The organism is Achromobacter sp. HZ01, assembly GCF_003267925.1.
GTDB lineage: Bacteria > Pseudomonadota > Gammaproteobacteria > Burkholderiales > Burkholderiaceae_B > Achromobacter > Achromobacter pulmonis_A.
Genome location: NZ_LWKV01000002.1, coordinates 1,460,278 through 1,479,151, shown reverse-complemented (window position 1 = coordinate 1,479,151; position 18,874 = coordinate 1,460,278). Strand labels below are relative to the sequence as shown.

Genomic DNA, 18,874 nt, shown 5'->3' with positions numbered 1-18,874 from the left:
TATCCACAAGGAACGCCATGCATTTTTCTTCCAACCTGAGGGACCGCTTCATCCGCGCCGCCACCGGCGCGGGTCTTGCGCTGGCGCTGGCCGTGCTGGCGCTCGCCTCGCCGACGCCGGCGCTGGCCGAAGGCCGCATCCGCATCGCCGAGCAGTACGGCATCGTGTACCTGCTGCTCAACGTGGCCCGCGACCAGCAACTGATCGAGAAGCACGGCAAGGCCGAAGGCCTGGACATCTCGGTCGAATGGGCCAAGCTGTCCGGCGGCTCGGCGGTCAATGACGCGCTGCTGTCGGGGGCTGTGGATATCGCGGGGGCCGGCGTCGGGCCGCTTTTGACGATCTGGGACCGCACGCGCGGCAAGCAGAACGTCAAGGGCGTGGCCTCGCTGGGCAACTTTCCCTATTACCTGGTCAGCAACAATCCGGACGTGAAGACGATCGCGGATTTCACCGACAAGGACCGCATCGCCGTGCCCTCGGTGGGCGTCTCGGTGCAGTCGCGCGTGCTGCAGCTGGCCTCGGCCAAGCTGTGGGGCGATGCGCAGTACAACAAGCTGGACAAGCTGTCGGTGGCCCTGCCGCATCCGGACGCCGCGGCCGCCATCATCGCCGGCGGCACCGAGATCACGGCGCATTTCGGCAATCCGCCGTTCCAGGAACAGGAGCTGGCCGAAAACCCCAAGGCGCGCATCGTCCTCAAATCGTACGACGTGCTGGGCGGGCCCAGTTCCTCCACCGTGCTGTTCGCGACGGAAAAATTCCGCAAGGAAAATCCCAAGACCTACAAGGCGTTTCAGGCCGCCTTGCAGGAAGCGGCCGCCTTCGCCGCCGCCCATCCGGAACAGGCCGCCGACACCTACCTGCGCGTCACCGGCGCCAAGCTGGACCGCGGCTTTCTGATCGGGGTCATCAAGAATCCGGACGTGCAGTTCAAGCTGGCGCCGCAGAACACCTATGCGCTGGCCGAGTTCATGCACAAGGTGGGCGCGATCAAGAACGCGCCGGCGAGCTGGCAGGATTATTTCTTCGACGATCCGCTCACGGCGCAAGGCAGCTGATATGGGCCTGACCGCCGCCACGCCTGTGGATAAGCCTGACAAGCCCGCGCCCCTGCTGCTTGTGGATAAGGTGTCGATCGAATACAAGACGCGCGACCGGCGCGTGCGCGCCACGCACCAGGCCAGTTTCTCGGTGCACGAGGGCGAGCGCACGATCCTGCTGGGGGCGTCGGGCTGCGGCAAGTCGACCCTGCTCAAGGCCATCGCGGGATTCATCCCGCCCACCGAAGGGCGCATCGAGATCGACGGCCAGGCCGTGCGCGGCCCGGGGCCGGACCGCATCGTGGTGTTCCAGGAATTCGACCAGCTGCCGCCCTGGAAGACCCTGCGCCAGAACGTCGCGTTCCCGTTGCTGGCCGCGCGCAGGCTGGGGCGGCGCGAAGCCGACGAACGCGCCATGCATTATCTGGAAAAAGTGGGCCTGTCCGCCTTCGCCGACGCCTATCCGCACACGCTGTCGGGCGGCATGAAGCAGCGCGTGGCCATCGCCCGCGCCCTGGCCATGCAGCCGCGCGTGCTGCTGATGGACGAACCCTTCGCCGCGCTGGACGCGCTCACACGCCGGCGCATGCAGGAAGAGCTGATGGCGCTGTGGGAAGAGGTGCGGTTCACGCTGCTTTTCGTCACCCATTCCATCGAAGAGGCCCTGGTGCTGGGCAGCCGCATACTGTTGCTGTCGCCGCATCCGGGCCGGGTGCGGGCCGAGCTGAACGCGCATGCCTTCGGCCTGCACAGCCAGGGATCGGCGGCCTTCCAGGCGGCCGCCCGGCGCATCCACGACCTGTTGTTCGAGCCGGCGCCGCAGCCGGCCCAGCGGGCCGCGGCCTGAGGAGCAAGCATGAATCACGTCCATGCCGGGCCGGTCCCGATCCGGCCCGAGATCGAATACGCGTTGCCGCCGCTGCCGGCGCAGGCCGCGGAAACGCCGCTGCCCTGGCATGAACGCCTGTGGCAGCATGCCGGCCTGCGCAAGCTGGCCATCCTGGCGCTGCTGGCCGGCATCTGGGAGCTGGCCGCGCGCTATACCGACAACGAACTGCTGCTGCCCGGCGCCCTGCAGACGGCGCAGGCCTTCGCGCAGGGCCTGGCCGGCGGCGAACTGCCGGCGCGCGCCGCGCAGTCGTTGCAGGTGCTGGTGCAGGGCTACGCGGCCGGCGTGGCCCTGGCTTTCGTGCTGACCACGCTGGCCGTCTCGACGCGCTTCGGGCGCGACCTGCTGTCGACCCTGACCGCCATGTTCAATCCGCTGCCGGCCATCGCGCTTCTGCCGCTGGCGCTGCTGTGGTTCGGCCTGGGGACGGGCAGCCTGGTGTTCGTGCTGATCCATTCCGTGCTGTGGGCGCTGGCCCTGAACATGTATGCGGGCTTTCTGGGCGTGTCCGAGACGCTGCGCATGGCGGGGCGCAACTACGGCCTGGGCGGCCTGCGCTACGTGCTGCAGATCCTGGTGCCGGCGGCGCTGCCCGCCATCCTGGCGGGGCTGCGCATCGGCTGGGCCTTCGCCTGGCGCACCCTGATCGCGGCCGAGTTGGTGTTCGGCGCGTCCAGCGGCAAGGGCGGCCTGGGCTGGTACATCTTCCAGAACCGCAACGAGTTGTACACAGACCGCGTGTTCGCCGGGCTGGCGGCCGTCGTCATCATCGGCCTGCTTGTGGAAAACCTGGGATTCGACACGCTGGAGCGCCTGACGGTCAGGCGCTGGGGCATGCAGCGCTGAACGGTCGCGAGCGGCAATGAAAAAAGGCGGCCCGCAAGGGCCGCCTTTGCTGTCGGCGCAGGGAATTACAGCTTCAGTCCCAGCGCCTTGGCCACGCCGGCCGCGTAGGCCGGATCGGCCTTGCGGAAGTGCTCCAGCTGGCGGCGCTGGATTTCCTCGGGCACGCCGGCCATGTGGCGGCCGATGTTGCCGAAGAGCAGTTCCTGCTGGGCCGGCGTCATCAGGCGGAACAGCGCGCCCGGCTGCGAATAGTAGTCATCGTCCACGCGGTGGTTCCAGCGCGCCGCGGCCTGGCCGTCCAGCGGCAGCGGCGGCTCGGCGGCGGACGGGGTTTCCTTCCATTCGCCGAAGCTGTTGGGCTCGTAGTTCAGGGTGCCGCCGGCGTTGCCGTCCACGCGTCCGGCGCCGTCGCGGTGGAAGCTGTGGAAGGGGCAGCGCGGCGCGTTCACCGGGATCTGGTGATGGTTGATGCCCAGGCGGTAGCGGTGCGTGTCGCCATACGAGAACAGCCGGCCCTGCAGCATCTTGTCCGGCGAGAAGCCGATGCCGGGCACCACGTTGGCCGGCGTGAAGGCGGCCTGCTCCACTTCGGCGAAGTAGTTTTCCGGGTTCCTGTTCAGTTCCAGCACCCCGACCTCGATCAGCGGGTAGTCGCCGTGCGGCCAGACCTTGGTCAGGTCGAAGGGGTTGATGTGGTAGGTCGCGGCTTCGGCCTCGGGCATGATCTGCACCTTCAGCGTCCACTTCGGGAAGTTGCCCTGCTCGATGTTGTCGAACAGGTCGCGCTGCGAGCTTTCGCGGTCGTGGGCCACGACCTGGGCCGCTTCTTCGTCGGTCAGACAGGCGATGCCCTGCTGCGACTTGAAGTGGAATTTCACGTAGAAGCGTTCGCCGTCCTTGTTGATGAAGCTGAACGTGTGCGAGCCGAAACCGTGCTGCTGGCGCAGGTTGGCCGGAATGCCGCGGTCGCTCATCAGGGTGGTGACCTGGTGCAGCGATTCGGGATTGAGCGACCAGAAATCCCAGGCGGCCGTGGCGCTGCGCAGGTTGGTCTTGGGGTCGCGTTTCTGCGTGTGGATGAAATCGGGGAATTTCAGCGGGTCGCGGATGAAGAACACGGGGGTGTTGTTGCCCACCAGGTCCCAGTTGCCTTCGTCGGTGTAGAACTTGATGGCGAAGCCGCGCACGTCGCGTTCGGCGTCGGCCGCGCCGCGTTCGCCGGCCACCGTGGAAAAGCGCAGGAACAGGGGCGTCTGCTTGCCGACCTGGGAAAAGAGGCTGGCGCGGGTGTAGCGCGTGATGTCGTGGGTGACGGTGAAGGTGCCGTAGGCGCCCGAGCCCTTGGCGTGCACCACCCGTTCAGGGATGCGCTCGCGGTCGAAGTGGGCGAGCTTTTCGATCAGCCAGAAGTCCTGCAACAGCGCCGGGCCGCGGGGGCCCGCCGTCATGGTGTTGTTGTTGTCCGCCACGGGCGCCCCGGAGGCGGTGGTCAGATGCTTCTTGTCGTTCATTGCACGCTCCTTGAGTTGATGCACGGGCCGGCCGGGACCCGACGCCTGCCCATCATAGGTGGCCTGCATGACGTTGTGAAGTTGATTGCAATAGCTGGCTTGATAAATAATAACTATCGCACAGGGGCCAGCGCGGACGAAAAAAAAACCGGCCCCGATGATGGGGCCGGCTTTCGCTTGCAGGGGAAAGATCAGCGGTTCGCCGCCGCCTCCGCCTTGCGCTGGATGGCGCGGGTGATGGACCACTGCTGCGCGATCGACAGGATGTTGTTGACGCACCAGTACAGCACCAGACCGGCCGGGAAGAAGAACATCATTCCGCCGAACACCAGCGGCATGATCATCATGACCTTGGCCTGCACGGGGTCCGGCGGCGTGGGGTTCAGCTTGATCTGCAGGAACATGGTGGCCATCATGATGGCGGGCAGAATGAAGAACGGGTCGCGGATCGACAGGTCGTGGACCCACAGAATCCACGGCGCGCCGCGCATTTCCACGCTGGCCAGCAGCACCCAGTACAGCGAGATGAACACCGGGATCTGCACCACCATCGGCAGGCACCCGCCCAGCGGGTTGATCTTCTCGGTGCGGTACATCTCCATCATGGCGGCGTTGAGCTTCTGCTTGTCGTCGCCGTACTTTTCCTTCAGCGCCTGCAGGCGCGGAGCCACCTGCTTCATGCGGGCCATGGAGCGGTAGCTGGCGGCGGCCAGCGGGTAGAACACGGCCTTGATCAGCACGGTCAGCGCCACGATGGTCCAGCCCCAGTTGCCCAGGATGGAGTGCAGCCAGGTCATCAGCTTGAACAGCGGCTTGGCGATGATGGTCAGCCAGCCGTAGTCGACCACCAGTTCCAGGCCGGGGGCGAGCGCCGCCATGGCCTTCTGGTCCTGCGGGCCGACCCACAGGTGCGAATCGACGCGCGCGGAAGCGCCCGGGGCGACTTCGCCGACGGCTTCGATGCTGCGGGCGGCGTACAGGTTCTTCTGCACTTCCAGCAGTTCGTTGGTGCGCGGCTTGCCCTGCGGCGGCACCCAGGCGGTGGCGAAATAGTGCTGCACCACGGCGATCCAGCCGTTGTCCGCCTGCTTGATGTAGCTGGCCTTCTTCTTCTCGATGTCGCTGAAGGTGGCTTTCTGGAATTTGTCCTGCTCGGAATAGACCGCGAAGCCGGTGAAGGTGTGATAGAAGCTGGAGGTGTCGGCCGGGTCGTTGCCGTCGCGCTCGAGCTGCAGGTACAGCGAGGGCGTCACGGCGGCGGAGCCGGTGTTGGCCAGGTCGTGGCGCACGTCGATGTCGTAGCGGCCGCGGTGCAGCGTGAAGGTCTTGGTGACCTTGACGCCGCCGGACTCGCCCTCGAAGGCGACGACCAGGCTGTCGCCGGTCAGCTGGCGCTCGGACGACACGACGCGGAACGGCGTCTGGTGGGTGGGGAAGCTCTGGCCGTTGGGCGCGCCGACCACGCCGGTCTGCACCACGTAGTTCAGGCCGGCGGAGCGGTCCAGCAGCACCGTGGGCTTGTCGGGCTGGCCGGTGGCCGGGTACTTCAGCAGCTCGGCGCGCACCAGCTGGGCGCCCATGGTGTCGAACGTCAGGCGCAGCACGTCGGTGGTGATGACGACTTCTTCCGAGCGCGCGGCGGCCGCGGGGGCGGTGGCGCCGGGAACGGCCGAGGCGGGAGCCGCCGCGGGCGCGCTGGGCACCGAGGGCGTGGCGTTCGAAGCCTGGTTATTGGCCGCAGCCTGCGGGTCGCTCGTGCTGGCCGTGGGCGTGGGGCCCCCGAACAGCGACGGCTTGCCGTTATGGATCTGCCAGTTGTTCCATAGGAGCAACAGCGAGAAGGAAAAAATCATCCAGAGGACGGTTCGTCGGATATCCATGGTGCCTACTGAAGTGAATACGGGCCAGCAAAGCCCGCCAGTTTAGCGTCAATCATGCTCGATGCGGTGGCTGTGGGAACAGCGCGGGGCGCCATTGGTTCCCTTGGCCGGCGGAACCGGGTCCAGGCCGCCCGGCGACCACGGGTGGCAGCGACCGATGCGCCGCAGCGCGAGCCAGAAGCCGCGGCCGGCGCCGTGGCGCTCGATCGCCTCGATCGCATAGGCCGAGCAGGTCGGGGTAAAGCGGCACTGCCGTCCGATCCAGGGACTCAGGAAGAACCTGTAGAACCGGATCGGGGCAATGAGTAAAGCGGCCCCCAGCCTGCGGCTGCGCCCGGTCATCGCGCGATGCGTCCAAAGTGAGCGTCCACTTCGGCTCGCGCGCTGCGTTTCAGCGCGGTGAGCGTGGCGGGCGCGACCTTGCTGTGCAGCCGCACGACGTAGTCGCGCGCGGGCAGCTCCAGGCGCCGATGGCGGAACGCCTCGCGGATGACCCGCTTCAAGGCGTTGCGGGTGCTGGCGTGCGCGGCAAAGCGCTTGGCGATCACCAGGCCCAGGCGGGCGCAGGCTTCCTGGCCGGCGGGCAGCTCATTGGGAGCGGCGCTCACAATGAAGAAAGCCCCTCGGGCAAGACGCCGGCCTTTGAGGGCGGCGGCGAACTCGGAGGGGCGATGCAGCCGCGCCTCCGGGGGAAGCGTGGCGCGCGGCATGGACTGCGGATCGGGCGTCAGGTTTCCGGCAGGACCGGAAGACACGGACTTAGACGGCCAGACGCTTGCGGCCCTTGGCGCGGCGAGCGCTCAGGATGGCGCGGCCAGCGCGGGTCTTCATACGCACGCGGAAACCATGGGTGCGCTTGCGACGGGTAACGGAAGGTTGGTAGGTACGTTTCATGGACGATCCACAAAAAGAACAAAAGTCAGAAGGGACCTGCCCGGAGGGTTCCTGGTCGCGTATTCAGGTAGCGGGTATCTGGCGGGCATTTTTGCAACATCGGCAAAAAACAACCTGCAGACGGGGCTCTGACCGGGAAAATTCCCAGGCGACCTATTAGCGGCTGCCGTGCTGAAAAGCCAGGTGGATAGGCCAATGGCCCGGCCAAAGCGCAAGTCTCAAACCCGCGCAAGCCCTGTCCTTTCCTGCAAACGGTCACGCTCGCTGTGAAACCTTCTGACAGACAGAATTCGGAAAAGCCCACCATTTCAGCAAGTTTTCCCTGTCTTGTCAAACAGTTAAGCGTGCGCCCTGCGCACACTTATGGCGCGCCCTGTGGATAACCCCAGCCCAGGCAAGGTAGAATCGAGGTTTGAATAAGAGCGACATGAAAGAATTCTGGCAGACCTGCGTCAGTCGTCTTGAGCAGGAACTTCCCCCCCAACAAATCAGCGCGTGGATACGACCGCTGGTCCCGCTTGCGTATGACGAGACGCAGGCGGTGCTGCGCGTGGCCGCGCCCAACCGCTTCAAGCTGGATTGGGTGCGGAAGAACTTTTCCCACCAGATCGAAGCGTTGGCCGCGGAGTGGTTCGAGCGGCCGGTGCAGGTTCTGTTCGAGCTGCCGACCCAGGGCGCCGCGCCGCGCATGCCGGTCGCGCCCGTGCGGGCCGCGCAGCCGGCGCCGACGCACCCTTCCGGCGCGGCCCCGCTGGGCGGCGCGCCCCCAGTGAGCGCGCCGGCCGCGGCGCCCGCGCCGGCTCCCGCGCCCGCCACCACGGCGGCGGCCCAGGCGGTCAACGCCGACGCCGCCAACATCGTGTACGAGCGCTCGCGCCTGAACACCGACCTGACCTTCGAGAACTTCGTGACCGGCAAGGCGAACCAGCTGGCGCGCGCCGCCGCGCTGCAGGTCGCCGAGAATCCGGGCACCTCGTACAACCCGCTGTTCCTGTACGGCGGCGTGGGCCTGGGCAAGACCCACCTGATCCACGCCATCGGCAACGCGATGGTGGCGGCGGGCACCGGCGTGCGCGTGCGCTACGTGCATGCCGACCAGTACGTGTCCGACGTGGTCAAGGCCTACCAGCGCAAGGCGTTCGACGACTTCAAGCGCTACTACCATTCGCTGGACCTGCTGCTGATCGACGATATCCAGTTCTTCTCCGGCAAGAACCGCACGCAGGAAGAGTTCTTCTACGCGTTCGAGGCCATGGTGGCCCAGCGCAAGCAGATCATCATCACCAGCGATACGTATCCGAAGGAACTGTCGGGCATCGACAGCCGCCTGATCTCGCGCTTCGACTCGGGCCTGACGGTGGCCATCGAGCCGCCGGAACTGGAGATGCGCGTGGCGATCCTGCTGCGCAAGGCCGAATCCGAAGGCGTGCCCATGCCCGAGGAAGTGGCCTTCTTCATCGCCAAGCATCTGCGCAGCAACGTGCGCGAACTGGAAGGCGCGCTGCGCAAGGTCCTGGCCTACGCGCGCTTCCACGGCCGCGACGTCTTGACCGTGGACGTCTGCAAGGAGGCGCTGAAAGACCTGCTGTCAGTGTCCAACGGCCAGATCACCGTGGAAAACATCCAGAAGACGGTGGCGGACTTCTACAAGATCAAAGTGGCCGACATGTATTCGAAACGCCGGCCCGCCAATATCGCCTTGCCGCGCCAGGTCGCCATGTACCTGGCCAAGGAGCTGACCCAGAAAAGCCTGCCGGAAATCGGCGATCTGTTCGGTGGCCGTGATCACACCACCGTACTGCACGCGGTGCGCAAGATTTCCGACGCCCGCGCCAAGCAGGCGGAGCTCAACCATACCCTGCACGTGTTGGAACAAACTCTAAAAGGATGAACATGCAACTCGTACAAACCACACGCGATGCATTGCTGAAACCGCTGTCGACTGTGGCGGGCATCGTCGAAAGACGCCATACCCTGCCCATTCTGGCGAACATCCTGATGCGCAAGGAAGGCAACAAGGTCGCCTTCATTGCGACCGACCTGGAAGTACAGATCACCACGCACGCCGATTTCGGCGTGGGCCAGGAAAACGAGTCCACCACGGTCGCGGCGCGCAAGCTGCTGGACATCCTCAAGGCGCTGCCGGACACGGGCGACGTGCGCCTGGCGCTGGCCAGCAACAAGCTGTCGGTGCAGTCGGCCAAGAGCCGCTTCGCGCTGCAGACGCTGGCCGCCAGCGAATTCCCCACCGTGGCCCAGCCCGAGCAGTGGGACGTGTCGCTGACCATGCCGCAGCGCACGCTGCGCCACCTGTTCAACATGGTGCACTTCGCCATGGCGCAGCAGGACATCCGCTACTACCTGAACGGCATGCTGCTGGTGTTCGAGCCGGGCCGCGTGCGCGCCGTCGCCACCGACGGCCACCGCCTGGCGCACTGCTCCACCGAAGCCGACGGCATCAGCGAGCGCCACGAAGTGATCGTGCCGCGCAAGACCGTGCTGGAAATGCAGCGCCTGCTGGAAGACTCCGACGAGCCCGTCTCCATCGACGTGGCGCCGGGCCAGATCCGCTTCCGCTTCGGCGACGTGGAGCTGGTGTCCAAGCTGGTCGAAGGCAAGTTCCCCGACTTCACGCGCGTGATCCCCACCAACTACACGCGCCACTTCCTGGTCGGCCGTGAAGCGCTCCAGGGCAGCCTGCAGCGCGCCGCCATCCTGACCACCGACAAGTTCAAGGGCGTGCGCCTGCAACTGGCGCAGAACCAGATGAAGATCTCCTCGTCCAACGCCGAGCAGGAAGAGGCGCAGGAAGAGATCGACATCGACTACGGCCATGAAGCGCTGGACGTGGGTTTCAACGTCGGCTACCTGCTCGACGTGCTGTCGAACGTCAAGGTCGACAGCGTCCAGTGGTCGGTCATGCCCGACGCCAACGCGTCGGCGCTCATCACCCTGCCCGAAGACGACCAGTTCAAGTACGTCGTCATGCCCATGCGGATTTGATCCGCGCCCTATCGTGGGTTTGTGCCGCTGCGGGCCGGATGGCCCGCGGGCGGTCCGGCCGCCAGGCCGTTCTTTAAAGCGTTATCGATACACACATGTCAGATCAGCAGAACACCACTCCCGAGAACAGCGGCTACGGCGCTGACTCGATCAAGATGCTCAAAGGGCTGGAGGCCGTGCGCAAGCGCCCCGGCATGTACATCGGCGACACGTCCGACGGCACCGGCTTGCACCACATGGTGTTCGAAGTCGTCGACAACGCCATCGACGAAGCCCTGGCCGGCTATTGCGACGACATCGTCGTCACGATCCACACCGACAACTCCATCTCCGTGACCGACAACGGCCGCGGCATCCCGACGGCCATCCACAAGGACGACGAATTCCACCGCAGCGCGGCGGAAATCGTCATGACCGAGCTGCACGCCGGCGGCAAGTTCGACCAGAACTCGTACAAGGTCTCGGGCGGTCTGCACGGCGTGGGCGTGTCCTGCGTCAACGCGCTGTCCGAATGGCTGCGCCTGACCATCCGCCGCGACGGCCAGGTGCACCAGATGGAATTCCGCCAGGGCGAGCGCGTCGCGCCGCTGGCGGTGACGGGCACGACCGACAAGCGCGGCACCGAAGTGCGCTTCCTGGCCGACCCCATCATCTTCACCAACATCGAGTATCACTACGAGATCCTCTCCAAGCGCCTGCGCGAGCTGTCGTTCCTGAACAATGGCGTGAAGATCCGCCTGATCGACCAGCGCCAGGGCAAGGAAGAGAACTTCGCGTTCTCGGGCGGCGTGAAGGGCTTCGTCGAATACATCAACCGCAGCAAGACCGTGCTGCACCCGAACGTGTTCTCGGTTTCCACCGAGTCTTCGGCGGGCGGCGTGGCGGTCGGCGTGGAAGTGGCGATGCAGTGGAACGACAGCTACAGCGAAAGCGTGCTGTGCTTCACCAACAACATCCCGCAGCGCGACGGCGGCTCGCACCTGACCGGGCTGCGCGCGGCGATGACCCGCATCATCAACAAGTACATCACCGACAACGAACTGGCCAAGAAGGCCAAGGTCGAGACCTCCGGCGACGACATGCGCGAAGGCCTGGCCTGCGTGCTGTCGGTGAAGGTGCCCGAGCCCAAGTTCAGCAGCCAGACCAAGGACAAGCTGGTGTCCAGCGAAGTGCGTCCGGCCGTCGAAGAAGCCGTGGCCCGCACGCTGGAAACCTGGCTGCTGGAGCATCCCAACGACGCCAAGGCGCTGTGCGCCAAGATCGTCGAGGCCGCCCGCGCCCGCGAAGCCGCGCGCAAGGCGCGCGAAATGACCCGCAGGAAGAGCGTGCTGGAAGGCGCCGGCCTGCCCGGCAAGCTGGCCGACTGCCAGGAAAAGGATCCCGCGCTGTGCGAGCTGTACATCGTCGAGGGCGACTCCGCAGGCGGCTCGGCCAAGCAGGGCCGCGATCGCAAGTTCCAGGCCATCCTGCCGCTACGCGGCAAGGTGCTGAACGTGGAAAAGGCCCGCTTCGACCGCCTCATCGCCAGCGAGCAGATCGCCACCCTGATCACCGCGCTGGGCACCAGCATCGGCCCGGACTTCAACATCGACAAGCTGCGCTACCACCGCCTCATCATCATGACCGACGCGGACGTCGACGGCGCGCACATCCGCACCCTGCTGCTGACGCTGCTGTACCGCCAGATGCCCGAGCTGGTGCAGCGTGGCTACGTCTACATCGCCCAGCCGCCGCTGTACAAGGTCAAGGTCGGCCGCGAAGAGCGCTATCTGAAGGACGACCAGGAAGAAGCGCAGTTCATGCTGTCGCTGGCCCTGAAGGACGCCGAGATCATCTCGGGCGGCGAGATCATCCGCGGCGAAGAGCTGAATGAACTGGCGCGCCAGTACGTCGCCGCCGACGGCGTGATCGCGCGCCTGTCGCGCGTGTTCGACACGGCCGCGCTGTCGGCCATGGCCGAAGGCGTGGAAATCAACCTTGAGACGGCCGAGTCCACCGCCGAATCCGCCCGCCGCCTGACCGAAGCCATGCGCGATCCGGTCAGCGGCAACGGCGTCGAAGTCGTGCCCCAGTTCGACGAGGCGACCGAACGCCACCGCCTGTCGGTGCAGCGCATGCATCACGGCAACGTGCGCGTCAGCATCATCGACGCCGACTTCGTCAACGGCACGGACTACGCCATCCTGTCCAAGGCCGCCAAGAGCTTCTCCGGCAAGGTCGGCCCGCGCTCGCTGGTCGCCCGCGGCGAAGGCGACAAGCGCAAGGAACAGCCCGTGTCCGACTTCCGCGAAGCCATGCAGTGGCTGCGCAGCGAAGCCGAACGCGGCATCTCCAAGCAGCGCTACAAGGGCCTGGGCGAAATGAACCCGGACCAGCTGTGGGAAACCACCATGGACCCGAAGGTGCGCCGCCTGCTGCGCGTGCAGATCGAGGACGCCATCGCGGCCGACGAAGTCTTCACTACGCTGATGGGCGACGATGTGGAACCGCGCCGGAACTTCATCGAAACGCATGCGCTGTCGGCGGCGAATATCGACGCCTGATCGCGAACGCCAAGCCATGTAAGGCCAGTCCCGAAAGGGCTGGCCTTTTTCTTTGCCGCCGCCTCACCGCCCCGCCCGCGCCTTCAAATCCCCCATCTCCTGCTGCATCACCTCGCGCGCATAGCGCGAGAACACGCTGACCAGCCGCGTGCGGGTGTGGTACGGCGGGTAGAGCAGCGCGACCGTGACCGGCACGGCGGGGCTGAACGGGCGCACCTCGACGTTGGCGGTCGCCAGTTCTTCGCGCGCGGCCAGCGGGTTGATGAGGGCCACGCCCAGGCCGGCGCCGACCAGGGCGCAGATGGACGAACCCAGGCCGGCCTCGGCCACGGTCTGGCGTTCGATGCGGGCGGCCTTGAAGACCTCGTCGATCATGGCGCGCAGCGGCGTGCCGCTGGTGAAGGCCACGAACGGCTCGCCGGCGAAGTCGGCGGGTTTGAGTTTCTTCAGCCTGGCCAGGCGGTGGCCCTTGGGCACCAGGGCCACGCAGCTCATCGTCAGCACCGGCTCGACCTGGATGCCGGGCGAGTCGCCCGACAGCATCGCCAGGCCGGTGTCGCAAAAGCCGGAACTGATCCAGTTGTGCACCGTGCTGGCGTTGCCGGAATGGATCGACACCATGACGTCGGGGTACTCGGTCTTGAAGCCGGCGACGATGCGCGCCAGCAGGCCGCCGGCCAGCCGCGGCATGGCGGCCACGCTCAGGCGGCTGGCGCTGAACGAGCGGATGCTGGCCGCCGCCGACTCCAGGCCGGCCAGGCCGATGAAGGTTTTCTCGACTTCCTGGAAGAAGCGCGAGCCGTCCTGCGTGGGGGTCAGGCGGCTGCCGTTGCGGTCGAACAAGGGAAACTGGGTAATGGCTTCCAATTGCGCGATTAAGCGGCTAACGTGCGGCTGCGAGGTATGCACGCGCCGCGCCGCGGCGGTCATCGAACCGGTCATCATGACGGCCCGGAACGCCTCGATGTGCCGCAGGCTCATGCGTGGAATGGCCATATCAAATCCGTATGGAGGAATACTCGATTGGAACTGGATAAAACCATACCGCTAGTTGATACTTTTCGCCAATATGCGCCGCGCATCCGGCGCCAAAGGAAGCCGATGAAAGCATTCGCCGCAATCTCCGCCGCCGCGGTCCTGCTGGGCAGCGCCGCAACCGTGCACGCCGAAGGCGCCAGCCGCCTGGACAAGATCCGCGAAAGCGGCGTCATCACGCTGGGCCATCCCGAGACCTCGGTGCCGTTCGCCTATCTCGACGGCGACCAGAAGCCGATCGGCTACACGGTGGAGATCTGCCAGGAAGTCGCGCAGTACATCAAGGCCGCGCTCAAGCTGCCCAAGCTGGAGGTGCGCTACAACCCGACCACCTCGGCCACGCGCATCCCGCTGCTGGCCAACGGCACCATAGACCTGGAATGCGGCAACACCACCAACAACCTCGCGCGCCACAAGCTGGTGTCGTTCGCGCCCACGACCTTCGTGGCGCAGGTGGTGCTGGTGGCGCGCAAGGACGGCGGCGTCGATCCCAATAACCTGGCGTCCTTCCGCGGCAAATCCATCGCCGCGCAGGCGGGCGGCCAGACCTTCAAGCTGATCTCGCAGCTCAACGCCAAGCACGAACTGGGCATCACCATGACGCCCACCAAGGACACGGCCGAAACCATACTGATGGTGGAATCGGGCCGCGCCGCCGGCTCGGCCAACGACGACGGCATCGCCTATGGCGCGGTGGCCTCCTCGAAGAATCCCGACGCCTTCGTCATCGGCACCAAGGGCCTGGAGCTGGCGCCCTACGGCATCATGCAGCCCAAGGACGATCCCGCCTTCAAGCACGTGGTGGACGACGCCGTGCGCGACCTGATCAAGTCCGGCAAGGTCGCCGCGCTCTACGACAAGTACTTCAATTCGCCCATCCCGCCCAGGCAGATCAACCTGAAGTACCCGATGAGCGACGCGCTCAAGCGCGCGCTGGCCAATCCCACCGATTCGGGCGATCCCAAGGCCTACGAGTAAAGCCCTCGGGCCGCGGGCATGAAATACGACTGGAGCTGGGACGTCTTCCTGGATACGGCGCCTGACGGCGTGCATACCTTCCTGGAGATGCTACTGATGGGCGTGGGCTGGACGCTGGCGCTGGCCCTGATCGCCTGGGTGTTCGCATTGCTGCTGGGCTCTTGCCTGGGGGTGATGCGGACCCAGCGGTCGCGCCCGATGAACGCGCTGGGCGCGGCCTACGTCGAGCTGTTTCGCAACGTGCCGCTGCTGGTGCAGATGTTCCTGTGGTACTTCGTGCTGCCCGAGCTGCTGCCGCTGGACTGGGGCCTGGCGATGAAGCGCATGCCGCAACCCTGGGGCCAGTTCGTGCCGGCCACGCTGTGCCTGGCCTGCTATGGCGCGGCGCGCGTGGCCGAGCAGCTGCGCGCGGGCATCCAGTCGCTGCCGCGCGGCCAGCTGCAGGCGGCCACCGCGCTGGGCCTGACCGAGGCGCAGGCCTACCGCTACGTGATCCTGCCCGAGGCGTTTCGCATCGTGCTGCCGCCGCTGACGTCCGAGTTCATGGGCATCATCAAGTATTCGTCGGTGGCGCTGACCATCGGCCTGCTGGAGCTGACCGGCCAGGCGCGCACGATGGCGGAGTTCAGCTTCCATATCTTCGAAGCCTTTTCCGCGGCCACGGTCATCTACCTGCTCATCAATGGCATCGTGGTCCTGGGCATGCGCTGGCTGGAACGCCGCACGGCGGTGCCCGGCCTGATCGGCGCCGCGGGCAAGGGACGCTAGCGCCATGGGCCAGTTCGACTTCGGCGTCATCGGCAACGCGCTGCCGTACCTGTTCCGCACCGGCATGGTCTTTACGCTGACGCTGACCGCGCTGGCGGCGGTGATGGGGCTGGCGCTGGGCACGGTGCTGGCCATGATGCGGCTGTCGCGCTTGCGGATACTGTCGGTGCCTGCCGGCATCTACGTGAACGTGATGCGCTCGGTCCCGCTGCTGCTGGTGATCTTCTGGTTCTACTTCCTGATGCCGTACATGGCCGCCTGGGCGGTGGGATCGTCCACGCCGCTGCGGGTCGGCGCGTTCAATTCGGCGGTGATCACGTTCACCCTGTTCGAGGCGGCGTACTTCTGCGAAATCATGCGCGCCGGCATCCAGTCGATCGCGCGCGGGCAGGTGTCGGCCAGCCTGGCGCTGGGGCTCACGCCGTGGCAGGGCATGCGCTACGTGGTGCTGCCGCAGGCGCTGCGCAACATGCTGCCGGCGCTGCTGACGCGCGTCATCATCCTGTTCCAGGACACCTCGCTGGTGTATGTGCTGTCGCTGACCGACTTCCTGGGCGCGGCCACCAAGATCGGCCAGCGCGACGGCCGCCTGGTGGAGCTGTATCTGTTCGTGGCGGTGGTGTATTTCATCATCTGCTTCACGGCGTCCCGTCTGGTCAAGCGGCTGGAACGGCGCACGCGCGTGCTGCGCTAGCCAGCCGCGGTCTTTCCTCTTTATCCACAGGTCCGACGATGATAGAGATCAAGCAGGTCAGCAAGTGGTACGGCGACTTCCAGGTGCTGGACGGCTGCTCCACCACGGTGGGCCGCGGCGAGGTCGTGGTGGTCTGCGGGCCGTCCGGCTCCGGCAAATCCACGCTGCTCAAGACCGTCAACGCGCTCGAGCCCTTCCAGCAGGGCGAGGTGGTGGTCAACGGGATCTCGGTGGGCGATCCGCGCACCGACCTGCCCAGGCTGCGCGCGGTGGCCGGCATGGTGTTCCAGCATTTCGAGCTGTTCCCGCATCTGTCGGTGACCGAGAACCTGTGCCTGGGCCAGGTCAAGGTGCTCAGGCGCGGCAAGGAAGAGGCGCGCCGGCGCGCGCTGGCGCTGCTGGAGCGCGTGGGCCTGTCGGCACACCAGGACAAGCATCCCGGCGAACTGTCGGGCGGCCAGCAGCAGCGCGTGGCGATCGCCCGCGCGCTGTCCATGGACCCGGCCGTGATGCTGTTCGACGAACCGACCTCGGCGCTGGACCCGGAGATGGTCAACGAGGTGCTGGACGTGATGACCGACCTGGCCGCCGACGGCATGACGATGATGGTGGTGACCCATGAAATGGGATTCGCGCGCCGCGTCGCCGACCGCGTCATCTTCATGGACTGCGGCCGCATCGTGGAGGACTGCGACAAGGAGCAGTTCTTCGGCAATGTCGAGCAGCGCAACCCGCGCACTCGCCAGTTTCTTTCCAAAATCCTGCAGCACTGAGCATCATGACTTCGCCCGATTCCGCCCCTGCCGTCGACTTGCGCAGCGACACCGTCACCCGTCCCACCGAGGCCATGTACGAACGCATGCGCAGCGCGCCGGTCGGCGACGACGGACTGGACGGCGATCCCAGCGTGCGCGAGCTGGAGGCGCACGTGGCGCAACGCCTGGGCAAGCAGGCCGGGCTGTTTGTGCCCAGCTGCACCATGGCGAACCTGCTGGCGGTGCTGGCGCAGGCCCAGCGCAACGAACAGGTGGCGCTGGAGGCCACGGCCCACATGTATACCTCGGAGCGCGGCGCCGCCACGTTCACGGGGCTTTTCTACCTGGGCGTGGCCGGCGCCGGCGGCGCGATGGACCTGGGCGCGCTGCAAGAGGCGCTGCAGGGCGGCGGACACCGCCTGAAGACGGCGCTGGTGGCGATGGAGACCTCGCACAACAACGCCGGCGGCGCGGTGCTGCCGCTGGACCATATGCAGGCCGTGCACGGCATGGCGCAGGCGGCCGGCGCCGCCGTGCACCTGGACGGCGCGCGCCTGTTCAACGCCGCCGCGGCGCTGGGCGTGGACCCCGGCGAGATCGCGCGCCACGCGGACACGGTGTCGCTGTGCCTGTCCAAGGGCCTGAGCGCGCCGGTGGGCGCGGTGCTGGCCGGCGCGCGGCCCGTCATGGAACGCGCGCGCGGCTTGCGGCGCATGCTGGGCGGCACCCAGCGCCAGGCCGGCATCATGGCGGCCGCCGGTCTGGAGGCGGTGCGCACGATGGGCGGTCGTCTGGCCGAGGACCACGCGCGCGCGCGCCGGCTGAGCGACGGGGTCAACCGGCTGGCGCCGGCGCTGTCGGCCAGCGTGCCGCAGACCAACATCGTGCAGGTCGAGACCGCCGCCAGCGGCATGGACAACGCGCAATGGACCGCCGCGCTGGCGGCGGCCGGTCTGCTGGTGCGCCCCTGGGGCCGCACGCGGCTGCGCTGCGTGACCCACCGCCACATCGGCGACGCCGACATCGACGCGGCGGTCGGGGCCTTTGCGGCCGTGCTGAAAGCGCACCGCCGATAACGCGCCGATCTGCTCCGTTCTGCGGCGCGCGCCGGTGCGATAATGCCGCATGTCCACGACCCACCTTTCCCGGAAAGACTATCTCTGTGCCTTGGCGGTCGTGCTCATATGGGGCTCGAACTTCGTCGTCATGAAGGTCGGCATGAAGGGCCTGTCGCCCATGATGCTGGGCGCGCTGCGCTTCGCCCTGGCGGCGTTTCCGCTGATTCTGTTCGTGCGCCCGCCGCGCCTGCCCTGGCGCTGGGTCGCGGCCTACGGGCTGGTGCAGGGCCTGGGCCAGTTCGGCCTGCTCTTTACCGCGCTGCAGTCCGGCATGCCCGCCGGCATGGCCTCGCTGGTCATCCAGACCCAGGCGTTTTTCACCTTGCTGCTGGCCGCGCCGTTGCTGCATGAACGCGCGCAGCGCCACCATTGGCTGGGCTTGTGCGTGGCCGCGGCCGGGCTGGCCATCATCGCCGGCGGCCGGGGCGCGGGGCCGGGCCAGATGACCATGACGGGCTTCGTGCTGACGCTGGGCGCCGCGTTCATGTGGGCCGTGTCCAACATCATTGTGCGCCTGGCCAGCCGCCGCTCGCCCGGCTACGACCCGTTCGCCTTCATCGCCTGGAGCAGCGCCGCGCCGGTGCTGCCTTTCCTGCTGCTGGCCGTGCTGATCGACGGCTGGGAGCCGGCGCTGGCCATGGTGGCCGGCATGGGCTGGAGCGAGGCGCTGTCGGTGCTGTACCTGGCGGGGCTGGCGACCTTGCTGGCCTATACCCTGTGGACGCAGCTGCTGACGCGCCATGCCGCGGCCAAGGTCGCGCCGTTCTCGCTGCTGGTGCCGGTGGTGGGGCTTTGGGCGGCCTCGATGGCCTTCGACGAAAGCCTGCTGCCGCTGCAATGGCTGGGCGCGGCCTGCGTGTTGGCCGGACTGGTGCTCAACCAATTGGGCGGGCGCTGGTTGCGTACCCGCTGAGCCT

18 protein-coding genes are annotated in these 18,874 nt (G+C 66.9%); 12 read left to right on the top strand and 6 right to left on the bottom strand.

The window, feature by feature from the left end; translation table 11 throughout:
- Nucleotides 1-17 precede the first annotated feature (17 nt).
- Genes A6B37_RS15860 through A6B37_RS15850 form a run of 3 tightly spaced genes read left to right on the top strand, consistent with a single transcriptional unit; the run spans nucleotide 18 to nucleotide 2,778 of the window.
- On the top strand, nucleotides 18-1,061 hold the full coding sequence (locus tag A6B37_RS15860) for an ABC transporter substrate-binding protein (protein ID WP_102774973.1): 1,044 nt from the start codon (nucleotides 18-20) through the stop codon (nucleotides 1,059-1,061).
- Between the two features lies 1 nt (nucleotide 1,062).
- Nucleotides 1,063-1,890, top strand: coding sequence for an ABC transporter ATP-binding protein (locus tag A6B37_RS15855; RefSeq protein WP_102774972.1), 828 nt, complete (start codon nucleotides 1,063-1,065; stop codon nucleotides 1,888-1,890).
- Between the two features lie 9 nt (nucleotides 1,891-1,899).
- Nucleotides 1,900-2,778 (top strand): ABC transporter permease, encoded by an 879-nt coding sequence (locus A6B37_RS15850; protein WP_102774971.1) that lies wholly within the window; start codon nucleotides 1,900-1,902, stop codon nucleotides 2,776-2,778.
- Between the two features lie 65 nt (nucleotides 2,779-2,843).
- Here A6B37_RS15850 and A6B37_RS15845 read toward each other — a convergent pair whose 3' ends face one another.
- The 5 genes from A6B37_RS15845 to rpmH all read right to left on the bottom strand — a co-directional run bounded on the left by A6B37_RS15845 (nucleotide 2,844) and on the right by rpmH (nucleotide 7,063).
- Entirely contained in the window at nucleotides 2,844-4,289 is a 1,446-nt protein-coding gene (locus tag A6B37_RS15845; protein WP_102774970.1) for a catalase, read from the bottom strand.
- Between the two features lie 191 nt (nucleotides 4,290-4,480).
- On the bottom strand, nucleotides 4,481-6,169 hold the full coding sequence (yidC, locus tag A6B37_RS15840; protein WP_102774969.1) for a membrane protein insertase YidC: 1,689 nt from the start codon (nucleotides 6,167-6,169) through the stop codon (nucleotides 4,481-4,483).
- A 48-nt stretch (nucleotides 6,170-6,217) separates the two neighbouring features.
- Nucleotides 6,218-6,490, bottom strand: a complete 273-nt coding sequence (gene yidD / locus A6B37_RS15835) for a membrane protein insertion efficiency factor YidD (RefSeq protein WP_209166047.1) — start codon at nucleotides 6,488-6,490, stop codon at nucleotides 6,218-6,220.
- A gap of 17 nt (nucleotides 6,491-6,507) precedes the next feature.
- Entirely contained in the window at nucleotides 6,508-6,879 is a 372-nt protein-coding gene (locus A6B37_RS15830; protein ID WP_102774967.1) for a ribonuclease P protein component, read from the bottom strand.
- A 49-nt stretch (nucleotides 6,880-6,928) separates the two neighbouring features.
- A complete protein-coding gene (rpmH, locus tag A6B37_RS15825; protein ID WP_006228069.1) occupies nucleotides 6,929-7,063 on the bottom strand; it encodes a 50S ribosomal protein L34 in 135 nt (44 codons plus the stop codon).
- A 427-nt stretch (nucleotides 7,064-7,490) separates the two neighbouring features.
- Between rpmH and dnaA the strand changes: the two genes are divergently transcribed.
- The 3 genes from dnaA (at nucleotide 7,491) to gyrB (ending at nucleotide 12,609) form a co-directional block, all read left to right on the top strand.
- Complete coding sequence (dnaA, locus tag A6B37_RS15820; protein WP_111826276.1) at nucleotides 7,491-8,954, top strand: chromosomal replication initiator protein DnaA; 1,464 nt, start codon at nucleotides 7,491-7,493, stop codon at nucleotides 8,952-8,954.
- 2 nt (nucleotides 8,955-8,956) lie between these two features.
- Complete coding sequence (dnaN, locus tag A6B37_RS15815; protein WP_168202202.1) at nucleotides 8,957-10,066, top strand: DNA polymerase III subunit beta; 1,110 nt, start codon at nucleotides 8,957-8,959, stop codon at nucleotides 10,064-10,066.
- A gap of 95 nt (nucleotides 10,067-10,161) precedes the next feature.
- Complete coding sequence (gene gyrB / locus A6B37_RS15810; protein ID WP_102772881.1) at nucleotides 10,162-12,609, top strand: DNA topoisomerase (ATP-hydrolyzing) subunit B; 2,448 nt, start codon at nucleotides 10,162-10,164, stop codon at nucleotides 12,607-12,609.
- A gap of 63 nt (nucleotides 12,610-12,672) precedes the next feature.
- Here gyrB and A6B37_RS15805 read toward each other — a convergent pair whose 3' ends face one another.
- The gene (locus tag A6B37_RS15805) at nucleotides 12,673-13,605 is read right to left on the bottom strand and encodes a LysR substrate-binding domain-containing protein (protein ID WP_111826275.1); all 933 of its coding nucleotides are present in this window, start codon (nucleotides 13,603-13,605) and stop codon (nucleotides 12,673-12,675) included.
- Nucleotides 13,606-13,710: 105 nt separating this feature from the next.
- Between A6B37_RS15805 and A6B37_RS15800 the strand changes: the two genes are divergently transcribed.
- Genes A6B37_RS15800 through A6B37_RS15775 form a run of 6 tightly spaced genes read left to right on the top strand, consistent with a single transcriptional unit; the run spans nucleotide 13,711 to nucleotide 18,870 of the window.
- Nucleotides 13,711-14,622 (top strand): amino acid ABC transporter substrate-binding protein, encoded by a 912-nt coding sequence (locus A6B37_RS15800; protein ID WP_102772883.1) that lies wholly within the window; start codon nucleotides 13,711-13,713, stop codon nucleotides 14,620-14,622.
- 18 nt (nucleotides 14,623-14,640) lie between these two features.
- A complete protein-coding gene (locus tag A6B37_RS15795) occupies nucleotides 14,641-15,390 on the top strand; it encodes an amino acid ABC transporter permease (protein ID WP_111826274.1) in 750 nt (249 codons plus the stop codon).
- A gap of 4 nt (nucleotides 15,391-15,394) precedes the next feature.
- Complete coding sequence (locus A6B37_RS15790; RefSeq protein WP_102772885.1) at nucleotides 15,395-16,084, top strand: ABC transporter permease subunit; 690 nt, start codon at nucleotides 15,395-15,397, stop codon at nucleotides 16,082-16,084.
- Nucleotides 16,085-16,122: 38 nt separating this feature from the next.
- The gene (locus A6B37_RS15785; protein ID WP_111826273.1) at nucleotides 16,123-16,857 is read left to right on the top strand and encodes an amino acid ABC transporter ATP-binding protein; all 735 of its coding nucleotides are present in this window, start codon (nucleotides 16,123-16,125) and stop codon (nucleotides 16,855-16,857) included.
- 5 nt (nucleotides 16,858-16,862) lie between these two features.
- A complete protein-coding gene (locus tag A6B37_RS15780) occupies nucleotides 16,863-17,915 on the top strand; it encodes a GntG family PLP-dependent aldolase (protein ID WP_111826272.1) in 1,053 nt (350 codons plus the stop codon).
- A gap of 49 nt (nucleotides 17,916-17,964) precedes the next feature.
- On the top strand, nucleotides 17,965-18,870 hold the full coding sequence (locus A6B37_RS15775) for an EamA family transporter (protein WP_102772888.1): 906 nt from the start codon (nucleotides 17,965-17,967) through the stop codon (nucleotides 18,868-18,870).
- Nucleotides 18,871-18,874 lie beyond the last annotated feature (4 nt).

Excerpts from the sequence above, each read along its gene's own strand:
- yidC (WP_102774969.1), bottom strand. The coding sequence starts at position 6,169 with ATGGATATCCGACGAACCGTCCTCTGGATGATTTTTTCCTTCTCGCTG.
- A6B37_RS15845 (WP_102774970.1), bottom strand. The coding sequence starts at position 4,289 with ATGAACGACAAGAAGCATCTGACCACCGCCTCCGGGGCGCCCGTGGCG.
- A6B37_RS15790 (WP_102772885.1), top strand. The coding sequence starts at position 15,395 with ATGGGCCAGTTCGACTTCGGCGTCATCGGCAACGCGCTGCCGTACCTG.
- dnaA (WP_111826276.1), top strand. The coding sequence starts at position 7,491 with ATGAAAGAATTCTGGCAGACCTGCGTCAGTCGTCTTGAGCAGGAACTT.
- A6B37_RS15830 (WP_102774967.1), bottom strand. The coding sequence starts at position 6,879 with ATGCCGCGCGCCACGCTTCCCCCGGAGGCGCGGCTGCATCGCCCCTCC.
- dnaN (WP_168202202.1), top strand. The coding sequence starts at position 8,957 with ATGCAACTCGTACAAACCACACGCGATGCATTGCTGAAACCGCTGTCG.
- A6B37_RS15850 (WP_102774971.1), top strand. The coding sequence starts at position 1,900 with ATGAATCACGTCCATGCCGGGCCGGTCCCGATCCGGCCCGAGATCGAA.
- A6B37_RS15805 (WP_111826275.1), bottom strand. The coding sequence starts at position 13,605 with ATGGCCATTCCACGCATGAGCCTGCGGCACATCGAGGCGTTCCGGGCC.
- A6B37_RS15800 (WP_102772883.1), top strand. The coding sequence starts at position 13,711 with ATGAAAGCATTCGCCGCAATCTCCGCCGCCGCGGTCCTGCTGGGCAGC.
- A6B37_RS15860 (WP_102774973.1), top strand. The coding sequence starts at position 18 with ATGCATTTTTCTTCCAACCTGAGGGACCGCTTCATCCGCGCCGCCACC.
- rpmH (WP_006228069.1), bottom strand. The coding sequence starts at position 7,063 with ATGAAACGTACCTACCAACCTTCCGTTACCCGTCGCAAGCGCACCCAT.
- A6B37_RS15785 (WP_111826273.1), top strand. The coding sequence starts at position 16,123 with ATGATAGAGATCAAGCAGGTCAGCAAGTGGTACGGCGACTTCCAGGTG.
- A6B37_RS15855 (WP_102774972.1), top strand. The coding sequence starts at position 1,063 with ATGGGCCTGACCGCCGCCACGCCTGTGGATAAGCCTGACAAGCCCGCG.
- A6B37_RS15780 (WP_111826272.1), top strand. The coding sequence starts at position 16,863 with ATGACTTCGCCCGATTCCGCCCCTGCCGTCGACTTGCGCAGCGACACC.
- A6B37_RS15775 (WP_102772888.1), top strand. The coding sequence starts at position 17,965 with ATGTCCACGACCCACCTTTCCCGGAAAGACTATCTCTGTGCCTTGGCG.
- gyrB (WP_102772881.1), top strand. The coding sequence starts at position 10,162 with ATGTCAGATCAGCAGAACACCACTCCCGAGAACAGCGGCTACGGCGCT.
- A6B37_RS15795 (WP_111826274.1), top strand. The coding sequence starts at position 14,641 with ATGAAATACGACTGGAGCTGGGACGTCTTCCTGGATACGGCGCCTGAC.